Raw genomic sequence first — 18,885 nt, forward strand, 5'->3', positions numbered from 1 at the left:
CTAAATTTGAGAGTTCTTCTCTAACAGCCCTTCATATCTATCAAATTTTACTTATCAAATTATACTTCCCAGCTTTGGCAGAATCTTTCGGTAAAAAAGGAAAAGGAAACTTTTTTGAAATGCGAAAGTTTTATAGGACTATTTGCAAACAAGCTCTTAAAATAAAAAATCCCGAAACACGACACTCCGATACAGAAAACTCCGTACAAACCGAATAATCACAGGTGAAATGATTGTCCCTTACAGCAAGAATAGGGGAGCTCAGTCCCTACCTCCGGCTGTTGAGGCCCGAGCTCTACTACATGGACCTTACTCTTCCGGCCTCAAGCGCAATTCTAGCATCCTACCTGGCAACCGGAGGGCTCCCCGAATTCCTTCCCTTCCTGATTGCCGTAATCGGAGGCTTTGCGGCCATAACCAGTTCATACGTTTTCAATGACTGTTGTGATATTGATATTGATACTATCAATCTCCCGGGCAGACCTCTCCCCTCATCAAGAGTTTCGAAAAACTCGGCGCTTATGTATGCTGGCTTGCTTCTGGTAATCGCAGGAGCTGCAGCTTTTTACCTGAACCCCGAATCTCTCATGGTTCTCTTTATCGCGGCTGCAACCATAACCGTTTATTCGATCTTTGCAAAGCGAAACACCTTCCTCAGTTTCCTGCCTGTGGGCATATCTTACGGGCTCGTACCCATAGGAGTATGGCTTGCATTCGACCCTGCAGGAATCTTAAAAGGAAGTGACGGGGTGATTCTTCCTCTCCCAGCAATATGTTTCGGGCTCATGATGTGCGTTAGTGACTGGGCTTTTACACTTGGAGGCGTTGCCAGGGATGTAGAAGGGGACAGGCTGAAAGGAGCCCCTACGATGCCTGTGACCTTTGGGATTCCCTTTACTGCCAGGTTTGTAACGTTCTGGTGGATTGTTGGGATCATTGCTTCTGTTATCATTGGCTGGTCAGCACAGCTGGGTCCTGTTTTCTTCGCAGGGGCTCTTGCTTCAGGGCTCTGGATGCTTGCTCAGTGCTTTGATTTTATTAAACATCCCACTCCTGAAAGAGGCGGGGCACTTTTCCTTAACGGCTCAAATTACAGGGCAATAATGTTTGGATCAATGATCATAGACGTTGTGTTCTGCATATATCTGGGATCTTATACCTCTATTCTCTGGTGAAAAAGGTAGGAAAAAATGGACGCGGATATTATTGTAATAGGCGCATCTCCTGCGGGACTCATGGCTGCCAGAAATGCCTGTGAAAAAGGCGCAGATGTTCTATTGCTCGAAAAAAAAGAAGAGATAGGCAATCCCCCACATCCTGCAAACTCTTTTTTTAAGGGGATGCTTGACAGGTGCGGAGAAAAAGCAGACCCGTCTTATGTAGTGCATTACCTTAAAGGAATGAAGATCATCTCTCCTGAAGGGCGCGAGGTGATAGTGGAAACTCCCGGTTATTCAATTGACAAAACAAAGTTTGACCGGTTTTATGCTGAAAAAGCAGTGAATGCCGGAGTTGAACTGAGGACAGGAATAGAAGCAAGAGATATCTGGAAAGAAGGAGGGGAATTTGCTGTCAGCACCTCGGCGGGAAGATTCAGGTCGAAACTTGTAATCATCTCAGACGGCATCAATTCGAAAATGGCATCTCTCCTGGGTTTGAAAACGATGAGATACCCTGGAGATATCGCATGGGGAACCGAACTGGAAATCAGGGCGCCAGGGCTTGGCAAACCTGACATGTTTGAGTATTATGTAGGAAATCACGCTCCGGGCTGGAAGACCACATATGCGCCCAGGGGGGGCGATAATGCAGCCATAGGAGCTTATGTGCGCAGGTGCGGGAAGGACGCGACCCCTTACCTGAATGCCTGGGTAGAGCGTTTCAAAAAGCTTAAAGGGCTCGAAGAAATAGAAGTTGTCAGAAGGCTTTCCGGAGGAGACCCTATTGTAACCATGCCCGGAGAGTACATAACTGATGGGATAATGGTAGCAGGAGGAGCCGCCGGTCAGTCCGGAATAGGATATGCAATGAGAGCGGGCCAGATATGCGGAGATGTGTCAGCCGATGCTGTAAAGAAAGGAGATATCTCAAAAGGTGCTCTCTCGGAATACCGGAAAACCTGGGAAAAAGAATTTAAGGTAGAGCATTACATTGGCCGGATGGGGCTTGAGACGCTCAGGAAGATGTCGGATAAAGAAATCAATGAGATGGTAAGGGTATTTGAAAATGAAGATCTCTCCTTTATACACGGCAGCGCTTTTGAACAGGCAATGCAGGTTTTTATATTCATGTTAAAGAAGAAACCTTCAGCTATGCTGAATTATATGGCATTACTGAGAAATAAATAAACAGAAAAATAAACTAGCAGGAAAATAAACTAACAGGAAGATAAACTGGAAGCAAAGGTAGGCTGAAAGGGACATAACTAAAAAGAGCTGAAAAAAGAAGAATTGGAAAATAGAATTTGACAACGTAGAAAAGAAAGACACCAGAAATCCAGGTGCAGGGAAAATATGCAGTACGAGTTTTACAAAAATCCCCTTTTCAGGGTTTATGCCGAAGTTGAAAACGGATGTTTGGCGATGAAAACCGGTGGAGCAGCATCTCCACTGATGAAAAAGGTCCTTAAAGCGAATATCTCAATTTTTGACGGCGAAAAGCCTGCAAACATAGAGGCTGACCGTTTGATCTATTCTACCTGGATGCCACCAATTCCGAGCACTGGTTTTGACCGCCTTGTAAAGAGCCAGCTTTCATCAATGCTCGGGAAAAACATTCCAGACCAGGTAACTATATCAATTACCGAAGATTGCCCTAACAACTGCATTCACTGTGCTCTTCCTGATACAAAGAACAGGGCAAAGCTTGCACCCGAGACGGTCGAAGACATTATAGACCAGGTGCTCGAAATGGGCACGACCTTTATCATCTTTGACGGCGGGGAGCCCCTTACATATCCCGGCCTGGAAGCCCTGATAGGCTATGTTGACCCTGAAAAAGCCATTACCGGCATGTTTACTTCCGGGGTGGGGCTGACCGGGGAACGCGCGCGAAGCCTTAAAGCTGCAGGGCTGTACTCCCTTACAGTCAGTTTTGACAGCGCATATGAAGAAAAACACGATTACGTAAGGGGCAGGAAAGGAGTATTCAAAAGCGCGGTCGAAGCAGTGAAAAACGGGCTTGAAGCCGGATTGCTTGTAAACATGTATGTGGTGCTCTCAAGGGATAATGTCAATGAACTTGATGAGCTTTACACCCTTGCAGCAGACCTTGGAGCCCATGAGCTCTCTTTCTATGAAATAGTGCCTACAGGCAGGTGGATGGACCACGCCTCCGAGATAATGACCCCAAAAGATATGCGAAAATTCGATAACTTTGTAGATCAGGTACGCGAAAAAAAAGGCCCGAGAGTTTTTCCGATTCCGCAGGTTATGAGAACCACAGGCTGTATGGCAGGCAGGAAATGGCTGCATATTACGCCTGAAGGGAATATCCTGCCCTGTGCCTGCATCCCTATTCCTTACGGGAATGTCCACAGGGACAGGGTAAAGGATGCCTGGAAAAAAATCAGGGACGACCCCGCATATAATGCCAGATGTTGCCTTATGAGGAACCCGGAGTTCAGGGAAAAATATCTGGAGCTTATGGAATGAACTTCAGCATCAAAAGTAAACTTTAGTACGAGAGTAAACTTCAGTACGAGAGTAAACTTCAGTACGAGAGTAAACTTTGGTACGAGAGTAAACTTCAGTACGAGAGTAAACTTCAGTATCAAAAGTAAACTTCAGTATCAAAAATAAATTGAACTCCAGGTTTCAGTAGTTTCAGGCTTTACATCTTGAAGCAAATACACAATAAAACATACAATTCTTTTTTCTATTGAATGTGCCTGCCTGAGTACAATAGATAATCAGGAGCACCAGCTACGAGAAACGAAAAAGTACACTTACAAAATATAGAAAAATTACTCTACTTATAAAGTACAGAAAATTAAAGTACTGCTCTGGTAATTGCAGTTTTTTTGAGAATAGAAAAATGAGTGCATGTGAAAGTAACTTTTTCACATGCAATTAAATTAAAGATTCTGGTGAATCCATATTATGAGATTGATTAGACTAAACCAGACCTCTGAAGTGTCATCAGGTCTTCAGTGGTAAGCTTTGCTCCGCCCTTGAACTTCTCGAAGATGGACTTGGCATCTTTCTGGAGTTCGGACTTGACAACGCGGGACTTTCCGTCTTTGTCTTTCTTCTTAAGCTTGAAGATTTCTTTGTCAAGATCCCTTATTTCTTTCTGGGCGTTAATGAAAACCTTGTGCTGTTCGTCAGCTGCTTCCTGGGCTTTTACGAATTCCCTGTGTGCAATATCTGACTCTGCTCTGGTCCTGTCAGCTTCCTTGAAAGCTGCAATCATCTTCTCGTGGTATTCCTGCGCCTGCCTTGCATACTCGGCAAGTTCGTCATGGAATACTGAAGCTTCGTCCCTGATTTTCTGGGCTTCATCCAGGATATTTTTCAGTTCGAGGTTGCTTTCAAGCTGTACTTTTTTAACCTGGTACTGCTTCTGAAGCTGCTGGATCTTACCAACGAGTTCTCTTTCCTTAGTAGTGCTCAGGACTTCGGTCTGCTGGGCGAATTCAAGGCGATCGATGTCTTTCCTTAAGGCTTTGATTGAGGGCCCGCCAAGGTTGTTCTGTTTCCTGATGGAATCTGCTTTTGCAAACAGGTCATTTGCTCTGGCGTTGGTCTCATCGCGCTTGTTCTTGTATTCGCTGACCTTTTCATTTATCTCGTCCCTCAGAACTTTTAATTCCTGGGCTTCGTTGATAAGGTCTTTCGTCTTCTTGTTGAGGTCGTTGCGCTTTGCGGCGAGAGCGCTGGCTTCAGCGTTTAAAGTGTTCCTTTTTTCTTTGGATTCTTCAGAAATGTCTTTCAAATCTGATCTTTTTTTCTGCAATTCCTTTAGCATCTCTTATTGTGCCTCCCGGTCCAGCAAAAGAGCTGGCATTTTAGTAGTGTTCGATGTCGACATGCTGTGCCTGATTACAACATTGATAAGAAAGAGATTCAAGAACAGGGATTACGGCTCTCAGATCTTTTACTGTTATGACCACGTCCGCATACTCCCTAAGGATGGGCTTTGGATTGAAAGCTATAGCAAAACCTGCTATCTCAAAAATACAGGCATCATTAGCGCCGTCCCCTACAACCACACATTGTTCGGGCCTGACATTGTAGAGCTGTGCCAGTTCCTCGAACACTTTAGCTTTTGAATCGCTTTGTGTGACAGGGCCGACAACTTCTCCTGTGAGATAGCCGTCTTCCACAAGCAGTTCGTTAGAAACGACAAAATCGATACCAAGCATTTGACCTACCCTGTTAGCGGCTAAGGTAAATCCGCCGGAAATCATAGCAGTCTTATAACCCCGACTTTTGACATACAGGACAAGTTCGGCTGCTCCCGGCATGAGGTCAATTTGATTTACAGCATCAAGGGCAGTCTCCAGAGAAAGTCCCTCAAGAAGTTTTACCCTTTCTGCAAGCGCTTGCTCGAAATCGAGGTCTCCATACATCGCTCTCTTCGTAATCTCCTCTACTTTGCTTACAACACCTGCAGCCCTGGCGAGCTCATCGATGGTCTCAGCGTCTATAAGGGTGCTATCCATGTCAAAAACTATGAGTTTGTTTTCAGTAGAATCGTTTATAGGACAGTTCACTCAATCAAAACCTGGACCTGAATATAGATAGATATAGCGGGATAATTCCCGAGAAGGGCATGCCGTTTTAAGTACCGTTTTTAGAGGTACCCCCACAGCCTGATATAACACATTTGCCCTGACATTAAAAGCCCACCAACGGATAAGTTTTCAAATTATAATGCGGGTTTCGCGAAAATAAAACCACAAAACAACAGCATTGATGTCAACGTTTTTGACTGAAATAAATCACATCCCTTTTAAGCTTTTCGGCGGACTTATGATATATATCGAATAATGATTATAAATAAGACAGATATATATAAAATAAAGGTGATAAGGGAGGAAGATTGCCAAAAGGATTATAAACCCTTTAGGAATTCCACTATTGAAGAAAAAGGTCAACACAGGATTTTGAAAAAAATGGTCAACATAGGCTTTATAAAAATGGGCAACCTGGGAATGAGCCAGGTTATCAACCTGATCCAGGATGAAATTGCAGCGCGAGAAGGAATTACTGTAAGAGTGTTCGGTACAGGTGCCAAGATGGCTCCTGCCGATGCCGCAGACACTGAAAGCTTCAAGCAGTGGAATGCTGACTTTGTAGTGATTATCAGTCCAAACGCAGCAGCTCCAGGTCCTACCGCAGCCCGCGAAATCTGGAAGGACGTACCCTGCATCATAGTCTCCGACGGTCCTACGAAAAAGGAAGCTCGTGAAGCTTTAGAACAGGAAGGCTTCGGATACATTATCCTCCCGGTAGATCCTCTCATAGGAGCAAAAAGAGAGTTTCTTGACTCCGTCGAGATGGCATCCTTTAACTCCGATGCTATGAAAGTGCTTTCTATCTGTGGCGTTGTAAGACTTATCCAGGAAGAGCTCGACAAAGTAACAGAGCAGGCCGCATCTGGAAAATCTGGAAAGAGCCTGGAACTTCCACACATTTTCGCAAAACCTGAGAAATGCGTTGAACATGCAGGCTTTGCAAACCCTTATGCAAAGGCAAAAGCTCTCGCTGCACTTCACATGGCTGAGAAAGTGGCACAGGTTAACTTCCCCGCATGCTTCATGTTAAAGGAAATCGATCAGATATGCCTTACAGCAGCAGCCGGGCATGAGATCATGGGAGCCGCAGCCCTGCTAGCAGCTCAGGCAAGAGAAATAGAGAAATCCAATGACACAGTCTTCAGGCAGCCCCACGCAAAAAATGGAGCCCTGTTGAAAAAGGTCAGATTATACGAAAAACCAGAGTAAATGCTGGAAAGGTTGTTTCCAGCTCTAAAACATCCCTGGATCTAAATAAAGGCTGGAGGGGCTGGAAAAATGTCCCTCTCAGACCTTTAAAAAAGGGAGGGACAAAACCTTCTAGCAAAATGCATTGTTTGTTAGCTTTTTCATTACAAAATTATCTTTTTAATTGTTACTCTTGAAGTGTTACTCTTGTAACCTCTTCTGCATCATTTCTTTGAATCTTCAACTTCCTCCAGCACTGAGGTGTATTCCAGAAATACACATGAAAGATCGATTGTAGCCAGAAGGTCGACAATTCCTACAGCTGCAACGATTCTCCCGTCCTTTGACCGAATAGGAGCAACTACCACATGTTTTCCACGATACACGCCTTCTGCTGGAACCTCATGGGCAACTTTGTTGGTCTTTAATACCTCTTCGAGTACAGGGCCTGTATAATCTCTATCAAGGACTTTTCCCTTTTCCAGTCTAAGCCCTCTCCTTTTCAGGCTTCTTATGGTTGTAGGAAGACCCGTTAAAGAATGTATTGCAACCGCTAATGACTCAAGGTCTTCAGGCCCGGAGTCTTCTGAGATAGATAGGGAAATAATGGTTTCACCCCCATATGGATATCTGGCAACCGGTACAGGCAAAAAACAGGAATATTATAAATAAAAAATTAACCCTATTTTTCTGCCATATTTAGAGTATATTTTTTCCAAAGAATATATAATCACTCTTCATTCTCAAGGGCTTTTATTAGCGCCTGTTTGTGCATTTCTCCAGACTCGTGAATACCTCCAAGGTCCCCCCTTGCAGCCCTGCAGGGATAATGCTGGATTAATAATCCGGCTTTAGGGGGAGCATCTTTTACAGGCACCCCGACGATCTCCTTTGCCATATGCCACGTACTTCCGCAGGGAGCGCCTTTTATGACCTTAACTTCGGCTATTTTTCCATTCTCAGTCCTGACCTTAAGAACGGGGGACCCAAAAATCTCAGCAAAAGGCCGGTTGAAGGCGTTGGGCTCGAGGGTGCAGCAAATCTCATCAACCTCAACGTCCATCCCTGAGGCTTCGGAAATCTTTTTCAATTCAGGAACTGATGCCCTGGATGGGCCTCCCGGGACAATCAAAGATTTGACACCTGCTTCTGCTGCAAGTTTTGCAATTGCTGAAGTCAGGTCAGGGTGCAGAGAATAAGTTACCAGAATATCGGCAGAAAAAACATTCCTGTCGAAATTAAGGCTCTCCAGGAATTCATCAGGCTCTTCGATGAATAAGGGCACGAACTCAGGCAGATCGGCAGTTACAACTGAAAAATCACTGTGTTCCTTTACGCTTTCAATAAGGCGGTGCCCGTACTTGCCCCGTGTGATAACTCCTATTACTGTCATTACTTTAAGTTATTTTTAATGTTTACATAAATAGATACTCATTTTATCCTGAACTTCTGCCCTGACCTGCCAGTTATCCCGGGCCTCTATAGACTATAAATATAGATAGAGCGTTTCAATAGAACCTGTTAAGAAAAAAATAATAAGGCGGTCTTCATGAAAGGCAAACTGATTACACTTGAGGGCATTGATGGTTCAGGCAAAAGTACGATTGCAAAAAAACTTCAGGAAAACCCTGATATTTGTAATTTTGATCCGATTTTTACCAGAGAGCCAACCAGAGGCACACTTACCGGAAATGCCGTAGAAAATGCCATACAGTCTGAAACCGACCAGCTTGCCGAATTATTCCTTTTTACAGCTGACCATGCAGAGCATCTGGCAAAACTTGTGAAACCGTCACTTGAAAAGGGTAAAACCGTAATTTCTGACCGTTATTCAGACAGCCGCTATGCTTACCAGGGAATAACTCTGAAAAACCGGTTTGAAAACCCTCTTGAATGGGTAAAAAATTTGCATTCAGAATGGACCGTTGTTCCGGACCTTACTTTTCTTTTCGACATTGAACCTGAGATCGCAGTTGATCGCTGCGGAAAACGAGGAGAACAGACAAAGTTTGAAAAAATAGAGTTTTTGAAAAAGGTCAGAGAAAACTTCCTCAGCTTCGCTTCGGATGAGCCGGAACGTTTTGTGATAATCGACGCATCCCGTTCCCGAGAAGATATCGAGAAAAAAGTCGTGCAGAAAATTCTCGAGTTTATTCGGCATGATTGAGCAAAATACCGGTAACCGGAAAGTTAGATGTGCAGGAATTAGAGTTAAGAATGATAAAAAATAAAAAAATAAAAAATTCGTTAGAGTCCGTTATCATCAGCAAACTTAATGAGGGCCTCTCCAAGCATCCGGACGTGAGCTGGATTGAGATTAAAACGGGACTTTTTCATGCCACCGCGTTCTTTTGCTAACTCTACATATTCCTTTTCGAAACGGTCGCTATGAGCAAGAGAGATGGTCATATACCAGCCACCCCCCATCTTAATCTCCACATAACCGTCTCCATCGCTTACTCCTGTGCTTTCTTCTACTGGCTCTTCAATGTTTTCTTCAGTTTCTTTTCTTGCTGCCATGCTGTAACCTCAAATTGTTTGTATTATGGTAAAATCTGATAATTCGATACAAATCTGATAATTTGATACAAATCTGATAATTTGATATAAATCTGATAATTGGATAATGTTTGTAACGTTATATAAGATGCTCAATACATTATTATACCAGAGGCATAACGAAGGAGTAAAAGATCTCCTGTGCATTCACGTATCATTCTTAGCCTTTTTAAACCCCTGTGTCATTACTTCAGGAGGGACCGAACCTGAGTGGATTGCAGTTGCCACCAGAGCACCTTTTATGCCGAGGCTATTAAGAGCTAAAAGGTCTTCCATACCTCTAACCCCTCCTGCAAGCAGAACATCGTGTACTGAGCTCTTAGCCAGTTTCCTGAGGAACTCAGGGTCAAAACCTGAAGCTGTGCCTACTCTGTCAAGGTCAAGAAAAATCAGGTCTTTTAATGGGAGATCATTAAGAAGTTTTACGATTTCAAAAGGATTTTCAGGGATCTCAGGATCCTGTTTGAGAATCTTTCCATATTTGACGTCTATACTGACACTGATACGCTCCGGATTTCGAGAAGCTGCATCCCTGATTACTGAAAGCGAGCCAGTTTCCGTACCTATTACTGCAGTTCCTGCAATAGAAAGGGCTTTATCCACATCCTTTAGAGAAGATGCTCCAAAATCAAGCATCGTATTTGCTTTTAGACTTATTTCCCGGATAATCTCTGCATTAGTGTCAACAGGCCCTTTGCCTTGAAGCGCATTAAGATCAGCAATATAAACTTCTCCAGGGCGTAAAAGTTCAAGTATTTCCTGAGGAATTGAGGTCTTACATACCGAACTTGAATCCGAAACCGGGCGGTAATTTTCCCTAATTCCGCCTTTTGCGAGAACTACGGTACGATTAAATATATCCATTACGAAGACTACTCGGAACATACTTATTCGATAATTGCATCATCCTATAAAAAAATATAAAATAAACTTAATTGTATAAAAGGGAAGAGTATACATTCCAAACATTTAACTTCATGCTTTACTAGAGGCTTTCTATGAAACTGCTTGTGAGTCCAATTGACAGAGAGGAGGCGATAATCGCTTCTATAGGCGGCGCGGACATTGTAGATGTCAAAAACCCAAAAGAAGGTTCACTTGGAGCCAATTTCCCCTGGGTTATCAGAGAAGTTAAAGCGGTTGTGAACGGCAGGCAGCCAATAAGCGCAACAATTGGGGATTTTAACTACAAACCCGGAACTGCCGCCCTTGCAGCACTTGGCGCAGCCGCAGCAGGAGCAGATTATATAAAGGTAGGTCTTTTCGATATCCAGACTGAAGAACAGGCCCTTGAGCTGCTCACAAAGATTACACGGGCCGTAAAGGATTATGACCCATCAAAAAAGGTTGTTGCCTCAGGTTATTCGGATTATAAACGCATTAATTCGATATCTCCTTTTTTGCTCCCCGCAATTGCCGCAGAAGCAGGGGCAGATGTGGTAATGGTAGATACGGGTATAAAGGATGGGAAATCCACCTTTGAATTCATGGATGAAAAGGAACTGAAAGAATTTACAGATCTTGCTCACAGGTACGGGCTTGAGAATGCGATTGCCGGCTCCCTGAAATTTGAGGATCTCCCTGTACTGGAAAAAATAGGGCCAGATATAATTGGTGTCCGCGGTATGGTTTGCGGCGGAGACAGAAGAACTGCAATCAGGCAGGAACTCGTAGAGAAGCTTGTAGCTGAGTGCCAGGCCTGAGAATCCAGCAAACCTCAGGATAGTATAAAAACATAAAAATATGTGCCGGCATGTCTTTCAGGCAGGCCGGCCAAAAAATAATTATATGTCATTCGCTTTTCTAATCTGATGTTTATTTTCGGTCATATAGGCATAACCCTGGGGATCTTTTATTTACTGAGTCGTTTGTTTCCGGAAAAGAATATTCCGGTAGACCTGAAATGGATCGCTTTTGGAGCACTCCTTCCGGACTTTATTGACAAACCCCTTGGCAGGATAATCCTTGCCGAAACCATAGGAAGCGGAAGGATATTTGCGCATACCCTTATCTTTGCAATCTTCCTGGGGCTGGCTGCATATTATATACTCCAGCAAAAAGGCTGGATAACTCCTCTTATTATTGCAGGCGCTTCCTTCTGTCACGTTCTTGAAGACCAGATGTGGAACTCGCCCACAGCCCTTTTCTGGCCATTTCTTGGATGGGAATTTCCAAGGGATACATTTTCCGGAAGTTTTATTGAATACTTCATGGGAATCCTGAATCGTTCATACGACCCGGCTTATTCAGGAGTATTTATCCCGGAAATAATAGGATTAGTAATCATTCTCCTGTTCCTGGGCAGCCAGATAAAGTCAAAAATGAAAGAAAACCACAGAACCGTATCCTGACCAAAAACCTTCTTTTAACCTGAAAGACCCTGTTTCAATTCACCTGAATATAAGCACTCATATTAACTTTCCTGACGCTGTAAAAAAACAATCTAAAAAAGGATAAAAAGGATTAAAAGGATTAAAACTAATCCTTATGAAAACTCGATGTCACTTTAAGTAATGCTCTTTCATTCTAATCTTTTTTATACAGGCTCCGCTACTTAACTTAGAAATTAGTCCTCTTGAGCGAGCGGAACGAGTGAAAAGGACTTCATGCTCCCGAAGCGAAACTCGGGGAGTGAAAAGGACTTCGTACTCCCGAGGCGAAACTCGGGTATTTCAACCCAAAAATTAGTCCTCTTGAGGAAGCGGAGCGACCGAAAAGGACACCGCCCTCCCGAGGTGGGACTCGGGAGAGACGGAAATCTGGAAGCTAAACTCCAGTACCAAAAGGACTCAGGGAGTATTCTGGTATATCTTTATGTTAAGGGAGTCATAAATCTTGTATAGAGGCTTCTCCTGAGTTTCAGAGTCATTTTCAGCGGGATAATATTCCGTTTCGGACCCGGAGAATCTTTCCAAACCCATTGCCTCTGAGAAAGATGTCACTATAAGGTAGAAAGGTTCATTTAATCCGGGACTGGCAGAATCCCGGGAAGATGCCTTAATCTGTCCCTGTTTGCTTGAAGAATTTCCTGAAAATGTATAGCCTCCTTTTTCTTCAGGAGAGAAGACATAAGGGTATTCTGCTTTTGATTCAACTAGCCACCTTACCCCTTCCACTTCATTCTGTGGTACAGCTTCCGAGATCCCACCTGCATGTGGTGAACTAAAGCAGCTGAAAAATCCTAATGTCCATATAAAACCAAGTACGAGGATTGCAGCTCCAAGACCGGTTGGATATCCCTTTCTTAGAAGGACAATATAGACAGAATATCCCAGCAGCGGAATCCGGGCAAAGACTACGAAACTTAGATTTACAAACCTATCTACAGGATAGGATATAAAAGGATTTAAAAGAAAACCCAGTTCCAGCAAGAACGCGGCTATATACAGAAGCAAAAAGCGTGGATACCTGCGGACAAAATGCTGGCAGAAGCGTTTGCGGTTTTGCCATACAATTATTGTATTGATTATGATAAAAATTAACGGGATATAATACTTGCCATAATAAAGATTAAAGAGATGTATGAATTCAAATATTCCGTATTCCATGCTCGGAATTGTTGAAAAGCCTGCCGATATCAGCGTCTGGATACGCCAGACGAGAGCCGGAAGAAAGATATTAAAAAATCCTGAAGCATACTTTGCGCAGACCAGGAGGCTTCCTGAAATAAATGAGAGAAATATAAACAGAGGGAGTACTTTCCCTGAAGAACTGGATAGAGGATCCTGAGAGAGGCCCTTGAGACTGAGAACTTTTTTGAGTAGGCCTGAATGCATTGCCTTACCTGCAAAAGTAAGCAGCAGAGCAAAAGACAGGAGGTATGTAAAGATAAAGGGATGAGCCAGTGGGAGCAGGGGTATCATAAAAAGAAGGCAAGCTATCATTGCCATTTTATTTTTGCCGGATATCGCATTCCACAGCAACAGGAGATAAATGGGCACAAGGCAAAAAACAAGATAATAAGGGACTGTTGATGCCTGGAAATGTCCAAAGTATGGGATAACGGAAGAAAGAAAGGTTACTGTAACCAGTTTTTCACGGCTCATAAAGCCTCGATAGAATAGATACATACCTGTAATAAATATAATCGAGAAAAGGACCGGTAAAAAATGAGATAGGCCCTGAACCCCTATGCCTGAAACAAGAGCCAGAGTTGAAACTAACAGAGGCCCGGCGGGAGAAAGGCTCGAAAAGGTAGCCGGACATGAGTTTTCTGAAATTCCTGTACTTATTGCCAGACCCGGGTACAGGAAATCATTTCCCCTGCCTACTGAAGCATAACCGAGCATGTAAGGGATAATTAATACAATAACATGAATAAGCAGCAGTACCAGAACCGGACTACTTTTCTTAGATGCAAGGAGCACAAGGCATGCGGAAAGGTAACAGAAGAGCAGGATCAGGAAAAAATGAAAAGGAAGCTGCTCATAGATGTTAGCTGCATACCCTTCGGGCTTAATTTCTCTAAGAATAAAGAGACTGTAAACAAGCAGTAACAGAGAAATCGAGATTATTAGATTTAATATTTTGTTGTTGAGTCTAGACAATGTGTCCCCCATCCTTCCAGAAAGTTACAGAGTCCAGTTCCCATATAAATTCGAGGATAGTACCTGAGATAGTACCGTACAATTCTCGTAAGTCGCTTTCAAGACAGTCTGCGACAAGGGAACTTTCGTTCTCAAAATTTCTTTCGTCCAAGAGTCTTTTATTAGTCATTTTCTCCTATTTATTTTCCGTGTATGCAATCACCTAATAAATAGTTGATTGTTGCCGGGATATAGATGGAAATTATCCTCAAGCTAATTGATGTCCGCATAAATAAAAAACCTTAAGAATTAAAGGCTTTCGGATTCTTAAAGAGCTGGCTGGTAAATTCAGGCTATTTCCAGCACTTCTAAAATATATAGGTTTAGCGATAGGAATTAATCTGCAGGAGAAAGTAAGAATACAAAAGTATAATTTAGAAGAATATATGCATAAATCCAGAAAAATTAGTCAGAATGGGTTTAAAGATTAAATATCCATTTCCCTTACAGATTCCGATACTTCGGAGCAAATCCTGTTATTTATTAAAATGTAACTTAAGTAATAGAACCTATTTACCCGGTTTACAGAATACTAAAGATTTGTTTCTGATTAAAGTATCAGAAAACTTTTTAAACGCATGTTACTCCTGAATAGTCCCTTAAAGGGATCTTCTCAACATCTTTTAGTTTGCTAAGGATGTGCCGGATTCTTTGTTCGACAAGCTTCCCTTTTATGCACCAGTAAAAAGGTCTTTTATTTCCAAGAGATGGAAATCTGGCACAGGAAATATCCAGGGGATGGAAATAGAAAATAGTGTGCCCTCTTTTAAGGCTCTGCATTAGCCCGTCCAGTATAAATGATGAGCCCAGAAACCTAAGCATAGGGCCGCCTGATGCGGGGAACTTTAACCCATGCTGACAATAAGCCCACGGGAACTCGATAAAACTTCTATCATTGCCTGCTTCAAGTTCGCTTTCTGCAGGATAATAAGGATAAGACGAAACTGTCCTGAGGGCGGAATCAGTTTTATTGTAAAAGGAGTTAACTGAAACGGATGAATCGTACTTAAATCCCATCCTTTCAAGAGAATCAACCATCCAGCCGCTTACAAGAGCGTTTGGTGCCCTGTAACCTATCAGTTTTTCTCCGCTTATTTTTTCGAGCATTTTCTTTGCAGCCAGAGTCCTTTCTTCAAACTCTTCAACACTCATCAACTGTTTTTTTGTCTCAGGGTCAATCTTACAGGCATGGCTTAGTCCGTGGCAGGCAAGCTCATGCCCCCTATCTACAATTGATTCTACCAATCCTGGATAATGCTCAATGGTATCTGCGACAACAAAAAAAGTAGCGTTTACGTTGAACTCATCAAGGATATCCAGAACCCTTTTTGTAGGCTCGCTCAAGAAGTCATACCTGCCGTGCCAGCTCCTAAAGAATTCATCTACAGTTCTATAAACCGAGAAAGGAGAGCTGCAAACGGAAGGAATATGATACCAATCTTCAAGATCAACCGTAACTGAAAGACTGCTGTTCATGAAATCCCCCAATATGAACTATGTTTGCGTGTATCGTGAAACTAGATATGGAAGTTCCATAAGAGTAGGAATTAGCAACTGCATATTTCCCCACTGGTTTAGAAAGCCTCCCCATTAAATGGAAGGTTTTAAGAGTATAAAAGATTTTTGAATTATTAGAGAGAAAACTGGGATAAAAAGAGCCTGATAAGGCAAAAAGTATCCTAATACCAATAATAGGAAAAAATAAATTTTATAATGAAGATAGTTATAAATACTAGATGGTTAAGATATCCAGCCTATTAAGGTGATTCTTTTAGAGCTTCTGACAAATAAGTAAATTTTTCGGCTAATAAAAGCAACTATTCAGTATAGAAATATATAGTCTGTATTATACAGGTTCTTTAGGTTCTTTATAACTTAAGGCAACGAATTTAAGGCAATGAATTCATCCAGAAACCTGCTTTCAAACAATATATAGAAAATATATAGGACCGATAAAGAAAAGCGTGAATAAACTTTTTTTACACTGATCCTGGAGGTTCAGAATGGTGCTTATTATACATCCTGAAGTTTACCAGGAATAGAAAATAGAATTTAGAGAATGTAGCGCTTTTTGATTCTGCCATTAGAAATCTGGAAATTCATTTAATTTTTCCTCTAAAAAGTCGCCATTTCATTTTAATATAAGAAAAAATGTTTGGTATACTGTTAAAATTTATTTTGGAATATATCAAAAATATTTTATAATAGAACTACATAATCTTCAAAGTCAGCTCTTAATTATACAAGTAAACAAGAGTTTCGCAGAATGAGTTGACGGCCTGTAAGTGATGGCTAAACAGGAAAATATTGACCTGAAAAAGCATCCTGTGATTATCCAGGTTTTTTAGAAAATCCAGAGCCAGAACTTCTAAGGTCTGACCGCCTCCAGTAACTGATCCCTATTATGTAATTGGAGAGTGGAAAATCCTCTGCACCGTGTCCGCCCCACAAAACGCAGAGAATCGAATTGGATAGATTCAAGAATATTACGCAGACGTAATTAGATTTTGAATTACCGTATAGACCCGACATAATTAGATAATTGAAACATACTCGGTCTAATTAGATAGTTCGGAAACGCATTACGAGTACGACGTAATATGGAATTTTGAGAAATATCCGGGAAGAGTATAGATTCTCCTGGAATTTTTGAGTTTACTCAAGTTCTAAATCCAATCCAGAGGCGATACGATGCTTAAAAAAAATCTGAGAACCCTACTCCAGAAAATGCGTCTTATTTTAACAACCGTATCAACCGTTGGACAAGTATACAACAATTCTATAGTTCTTTGAGTTGCTCGAATCCGAACCCAACCAAAGGTGATACGATGCTGGAAAAGGAGCAGGAAGTCCCATTCCTGACAACATGTCTTAGTTTAACTGCCGTATTTGCTTTTGGGAAATATATACTGTGACTCCAGGAGTTTTTGAAGTCTACTCGAATTCCAAATCCAACCCAAAGGTGATACGATGCTAAAAAGACAGATAGGAACCCTATTCCTAATAACATGCCTTATTTTAACAGCCGTACCCGCTGCGTTAGGCGCACAGAATACAGTAACCGTAAGTCCGACGTCCGGATCAAATGCTCAAACTGCAATTAATAACGCAATAAATTCCGTAGCATCAGGAGCAACAGCAAGCAACCCTGGGTATGTTATCCTTGCTGCCGGCACTTACAAAATAAGTGCACCTATAGTTTTGAAGTCCAATGTAGTACTGAAAGGTGCGGGCGACAATACAATAATCTACGCTACCGGTTCAGTTTGTAACTCTGATGGTGCCCCTGCATATATATTCGGGTCAGGTGTTTCTAACGTTGAGATATCTCATCTTCAATTCCAGAGTTCGGCAACCGGGCCTAAGGATGGAGGTCATGGAGACTATCGGAACTGCATAAAATTCACATCCGTGACCAATGGTAAAGTACATGATATTTTATTCACTCGCTACCTGTATGGCGACGGTGTCAGAATCAGTAAAAGTTCCGGAATAGAGGTATATGATTGCAGAATCAAGTCCTCAGGTCATGATGGTGTGTCATTCCTGTCCGGCACCAAGAATTCCAGAATGTATAACAATTATGTTGAGGTCCAGACCAATACAGGTGTGAGAGTGGACAACTGCGCAAATATTGAAGTTGACCATAACACCTTTACAGGCAGTGCAGGGTCAGGATGGTGCTGCGTTCAGCTCCAGAATACGCTGACAGATGTGAAAGTCCATAACAACATTATGCACGATTACAAAGGATCAAGCAGCAGCGCAGGTGTTGGAAACTGGAACGCAAAAGGATCAATTAGCGTTAGTGATAACGTCATGTGGAATGTATCCCCTTACGTTCAGGTAGGCTCAGGTTCAAACATACTGGGACCATCAGACCGCAATGTTGAAAACTGGGTAGCAAAGGGCTATGGATACGGCTCTATTGGCAGTAAATCAAGCTCACAGAGTACAGCAACCGTAAATTCGACGTCTGAAACAAATGCACAGGCGGCAAGCAATACAACTGCTGAACCAACAGCTAATGCAACTGCTACAGCAACAGCTAATGCAACCACTGCAACAACAGCAAATATAACAGCTACAACAACTACAGCCAATACTACTGCAACAGAAACTGCTCCTCAACAGGTAGCTGAAACTGATAATACGTCATTGATAGACAAGAATACAATAATCACCCATGACAACCGCCTCAGGGAAGCCACTCCTGACACAGTATATAAGGACAAATTGTATATTGACATAGGAAGCAGGCCAGGGGTAGGAAAATATAGAGACCTGCTTTTATTTGATTTGAGCGAATACAGTAATGCTGAAAATATTAGCAGTGCAACTCTGTCTCTCTACTGGTATTATCCAGATGGAACGGAAAGACCAGAAGACGCAGTTGTAGAGATATACAGACCAGCTGCAGCCTGGAATCCTGAAAAAGTAACCTGGAACAGCAGGGATAACGGAGTGCTATGGGCACAGCCCGGAGGAGACTGGTATGATATGAATAGTGTCTCTCAGGGGGACGCACCATACGCTACGATTACTCTGAAAGGAAGCGATATACCTGACAACAGATACTACGAGCTGAATGTAACCGATCTCGTGAAAGAGTACGTTAGCGGGGAATATGAAAACACAGGGTTCCTTATAAAAACTCGCGGTGAGAATGCAGACTATGTGGCATTCTACAGTAGCGAAGTAGAAAATGAAAGCCAGCGCCCAGTGCTGACTATAGAAGAAAAATCGTAATTTAACAACCCTGACTTCAGGAAGAGAACTCAAAGATGATAGGACTTGAGGATACTGAATCTC

17 protein-coding genes are annotated in these 18,885 nt (G+C 42.5%); 8 read left to right on the forward strand and 9 right to left on the reverse strand.

The genetic code is table 11. The features are described from left to right. Nucleotides 1-233: 233 nt before the first annotated feature. The 3 genes from RSJ42_RS14955 to RSJ42_RS14965 all read left to right on the forward strand — a co-directional run bounded on the left by RSJ42_RS14955 (nucleotide 234) and on the right by RSJ42_RS14965 (nucleotide 3,653). A complete protein-coding gene (locus tag RSJ42_RS14955) occupies nucleotides 234-1,175 on the forward strand; it encodes a UbiA prenyltransferase family protein (protein WP_410508059.1) in 942 nt (313 codons plus the stop codon). Between the two features lie 15 nt (nucleotides 1,176-1,190). After that, complete coding sequence (locus RSJ42_RS14960; protein ID WP_410508060.1) at nucleotides 1,191-2,348, forward strand: NAD(P)/FAD-dependent oxidoreductase; 1,158 nt, start codon at nucleotides 1,191-1,193, stop codon at nucleotides 2,346-2,348. Nucleotides 2,349-2,513: 165 nt separating this feature from the next. Beyond that, complete coding sequence (locus RSJ42_RS14965; protein WP_410508061.1) at nucleotides 2,514-3,653, forward strand: radical SAM protein; 1,140 nt, start codon at nucleotides 2,514-2,516, stop codon at nucleotides 3,651-3,653. Between the two features lie 457 nt (nucleotides 3,654-4,110). On the opposite strand, the gene RSJ42_RS14970 is transcribed toward RSJ42_RS14965, so the two are convergent. Further along, complete coding sequence (locus tag RSJ42_RS14970) at nucleotides 4,111-4,968, reverse strand: coiled-coil protein (RefSeq protein WP_410508062.1); 858 nt, start codon at nucleotides 4,966-4,968, stop codon at nucleotides 4,111-4,113. Between the two features lie 40 nt (nucleotides 4,969-5,008). Further along, nucleotides 5,009-5,716: a phosphoserine phosphatase SerB gene (gene serB / locus RSJ42_RS14975; protein ID WP_410508063.1), complete on the reverse strand. Its 708-nt coding sequence runs from the start codon at nucleotides 5,714-5,716 to the stop codon at nucleotides 5,009-5,011. Between the two features lie 402 nt (nucleotides 5,717-6,118). Here serB and RSJ42_RS14980 point away from each other — a divergent pair, with 402 nt between their 5' ends. Continuing rightward, on the forward strand, nucleotides 6,119-6,949 hold the full coding sequence (locus tag RSJ42_RS14980) for a F420-dependent methylenetetrahydromethanopterin dehydrogenase (RefSeq protein ID WP_410510386.1): 831 nt from the start codon (nucleotides 6,119-6,121) through the stop codon (nucleotides 6,947-6,949). Nucleotides 6,950-7,152: 203 nt separating this feature from the next. Here the strand turns inward: RSJ42_RS14980 and RSJ42_RS14985 are convergent, their stop codons facing one another. Both RSJ42_RS14985 and RSJ42_RS14990 read right to left on the reverse strand, forming a co-directional pair. Beyond that, nucleotides 7,153-7,578: a DUF2111 domain-containing protein gene (locus RSJ42_RS14985; protein ID WP_410508064.1), complete on the reverse strand. Its 426-nt coding sequence runs from the start codon at nucleotides 7,576-7,578 to the stop codon at nucleotides 7,153-7,155. A gap of 80 nt (nucleotides 7,579-7,658) precedes the next feature. Further along, nucleotides 7,659-8,321 (reverse strand): DUF166 domain-containing protein, encoded by a 663-nt coding sequence (locus tag RSJ42_RS14990; protein WP_410508065.1) that lies wholly within the window; start codon nucleotides 8,319-8,321, stop codon nucleotides 7,659-7,661. Between the two features lie 156 nt (nucleotides 8,322-8,477). On the opposite strand from RSJ42_RS14990, the gene tmk reads away from it, so the two are divergent. Then, nucleotides 8,478-9,095 (forward strand): dTMP kinase, encoded by a 618-nt coding sequence (gene tmk / locus RSJ42_RS14995; protein WP_410508066.1) that lies wholly within the window; start codon nucleotides 8,478-8,480, stop codon nucleotides 9,093-9,095. An 80-nt stretch (nucleotides 9,096-9,175) separates the two neighbouring features. Here the strand turns inward: tmk and RSJ42_RS15000 are convergent, their stop codons facing one another. Together RSJ42_RS15000 and RSJ42_RS15005 are read right to left on the reverse strand one after the other, a co-directional pair. Next, a complete protein-coding gene (locus tag RSJ42_RS15000) occupies nucleotides 9,176-9,448 on the reverse strand; it encodes a hypothetical protein (protein ID WP_410508067.1) in 273 nt (90 codons plus the stop codon). A gap of 186 nt (nucleotides 9,449-9,634) precedes the next feature. Further along, on the reverse strand, nucleotides 9,635-10,372 hold the full coding sequence (locus RSJ42_RS15005; protein WP_410508068.1) for a HisA/HisF-related TIM barrel protein: 738 nt from the start codon (nucleotides 10,370-10,372) through the stop codon (nucleotides 9,635-9,637). Nucleotides 10,373-10,485: 113 nt separating this feature from the next. On the opposite strand from RSJ42_RS15005, the gene RSJ42_RS15010 reads away from it, so the two are divergent. Together RSJ42_RS15010 and RSJ42_RS15015 are read left to right on the forward strand one after the other, a co-directional pair. Next, the gene (locus RSJ42_RS15010) at nucleotides 10,486-11,190 is read left to right on the forward strand and encodes a (5-formylfuran-3-yl)methyl phosphate synthase (RefSeq protein WP_410508069.1); all 705 of its coding nucleotides are present in this window, start codon (nucleotides 10,486-10,488) and stop codon (nucleotides 11,188-11,190) included. Between the two features lie 108 nt (nucleotides 11,191-11,298). Further along, nucleotides 11,299-11,838 carry a metal-dependent hydrolase gene (locus tag RSJ42_RS15015; protein WP_410508070.1) on the forward strand — a complete coding sequence of 180 codons (540 nt, stop codon included), beginning with the start codon at nucleotides 11,299-11,301 and terminating at the stop codon, nucleotides 11,836-11,838. Between the two features lie 438 nt (nucleotides 11,839-12,276). Here the strand turns inward: RSJ42_RS15015 and RSJ42_RS15020 are convergent, their stop codons facing one another. The 3 genes from RSJ42_RS15020 to RSJ42_RS15030 all read right to left on the reverse strand — a co-directional run bounded on the left by RSJ42_RS15020 (nucleotide 12,277) and on the right by RSJ42_RS15030 (nucleotide 15,549). Beyond that, nucleotides 12,277-14,034 (reverse strand): hypothetical protein, encoded by a 1,758-nt coding sequence (locus RSJ42_RS15020; protein ID WP_410508071.1) that lies wholly within the window; start codon nucleotides 14,032-14,034, stop codon nucleotides 12,277-12,279. Further along, a complete protein-coding gene (locus RSJ42_RS15025) occupies nucleotides 14,027-14,185 on the reverse strand; it encodes a hypothetical protein (RefSeq protein ID WP_410508072.1) in 159 nt (52 codons plus the stop codon). Before RSJ42_RS15025 ends, RSJ42_RS15020 begins: the two co-directional genes overlap by 8 nt. A gap of 458 nt (nucleotides 14,186-14,643) precedes the next feature. Next, complete coding sequence (locus RSJ42_RS15030) at nucleotides 14,644-15,549, reverse strand: polysaccharide deacetylase family protein (protein WP_410508073.1); 906 nt, start codon at nucleotides 15,547-15,549, stop codon at nucleotides 14,644-14,646. Nucleotides 15,550-17,043: 1,494 nt separating this feature from the next. Here RSJ42_RS15030 and RSJ42_RS15035 point away from each other — a divergent pair. Further along, nucleotides 17,044-18,822, forward strand: a complete 1,779-nt coding sequence (locus RSJ42_RS15035; RefSeq protein ID WP_410508074.1) for a disaggregatase related repeat-containing protein — start codon at nucleotides 17,044-17,046, stop codon at nucleotides 18,820-18,822. Nucleotides 18,823-18,885: the final 63 nt, after the last annotated feature.

Origin of the sequence: Methanosarcina hadiensis, assembly GCF_046529725.1 — an archaeon.
GTDB lineage: Archaea > Halobacteriota > Methanosarcinia > Methanosarcinales > Methanosarcinaceae > Methanosarcina > Methanosarcina hadiensis.

Bases quoted from the DNA above. Each gene is read 5' to 3' on its own strand.
- RSJ42_RS15035 (WP_410508074.1), top strand. From the start codon at position 17,044: ATGCTAAAAAGACAGATAGGAACCCTATTCCTAATAACATGCCTTATT.
- RSJ42_RS14960 (WP_410508060.1), top strand. From the start codon at position 1,191: ATGGACGCGGATATTATTGTAATAGGCGCATCTCCTGCGGGACTCATG.
- RSJ42_RS15030 (WP_410508073.1), bottom strand. From the start codon at position 15,549: ATGAACAGCAGTCTTTCAGTTACGGTTGATCTTGAAGATTGGTATCAT.
- RSJ42_RS14990 (WP_410508065.1), bottom strand. From the start codon at position 8,321: ATGACAGTAATAGGAGTTATCACACGGGGCAAGTACGGGCACCGCCTT.
- RSJ42_RS15005 (WP_410508068.1), bottom strand. From the start codon at position 10,372: ATGTTCCGAGTAGTCTTCGTAATGGATATATTTAATCGTACCGTAGTT.
- RSJ42_RS15015 (WP_410508070.1), top strand. From the start codon at position 11,299: ATGTTTATTTTCGGTCATATAGGCATAACCCTGGGGATCTTTTATTTA.
- RSJ42_RS15000 (WP_410508067.1), bottom strand. From the start codon at position 9,448: ATGGCAGCAAGAAAAGAAACTGAAGAAAACATTGAAGAGCCAGTAGAA.
- RSJ42_RS14970 (WP_410508062.1), bottom strand. From the start codon at position 4,968: ATGCTAAAGGAATTGCAGAAAAAAAGATCAGATTTGAAAGACATTTCT.
- RSJ42_RS15010 (WP_410508069.1), top strand. From the start codon at position 10,486: ATGAAACTGCTTGTGAGTCCAATTGACAGAGAGGAGGCGATAATCGCT.
- tmk (WP_410508066.1), top strand. From the start codon at position 8,478: ATGAAAGGCAAACTGATTACACTTGAGGGCATTGATGGTTCAGGCAAA.
- RSJ42_RS14980 (WP_410510386.1), top strand. From the start codon at position 6,119: ATGGTCAACATAGGCTTTATAAAAATGGGCAACCTGGGAATGAGCCAG.
- RSJ42_RS14965 (WP_410508061.1), top strand. From the start codon at position 2,514: ATGCAGTACGAGTTTTACAAAAATCCCCTTTTCAGGGTTTATGCCGAA.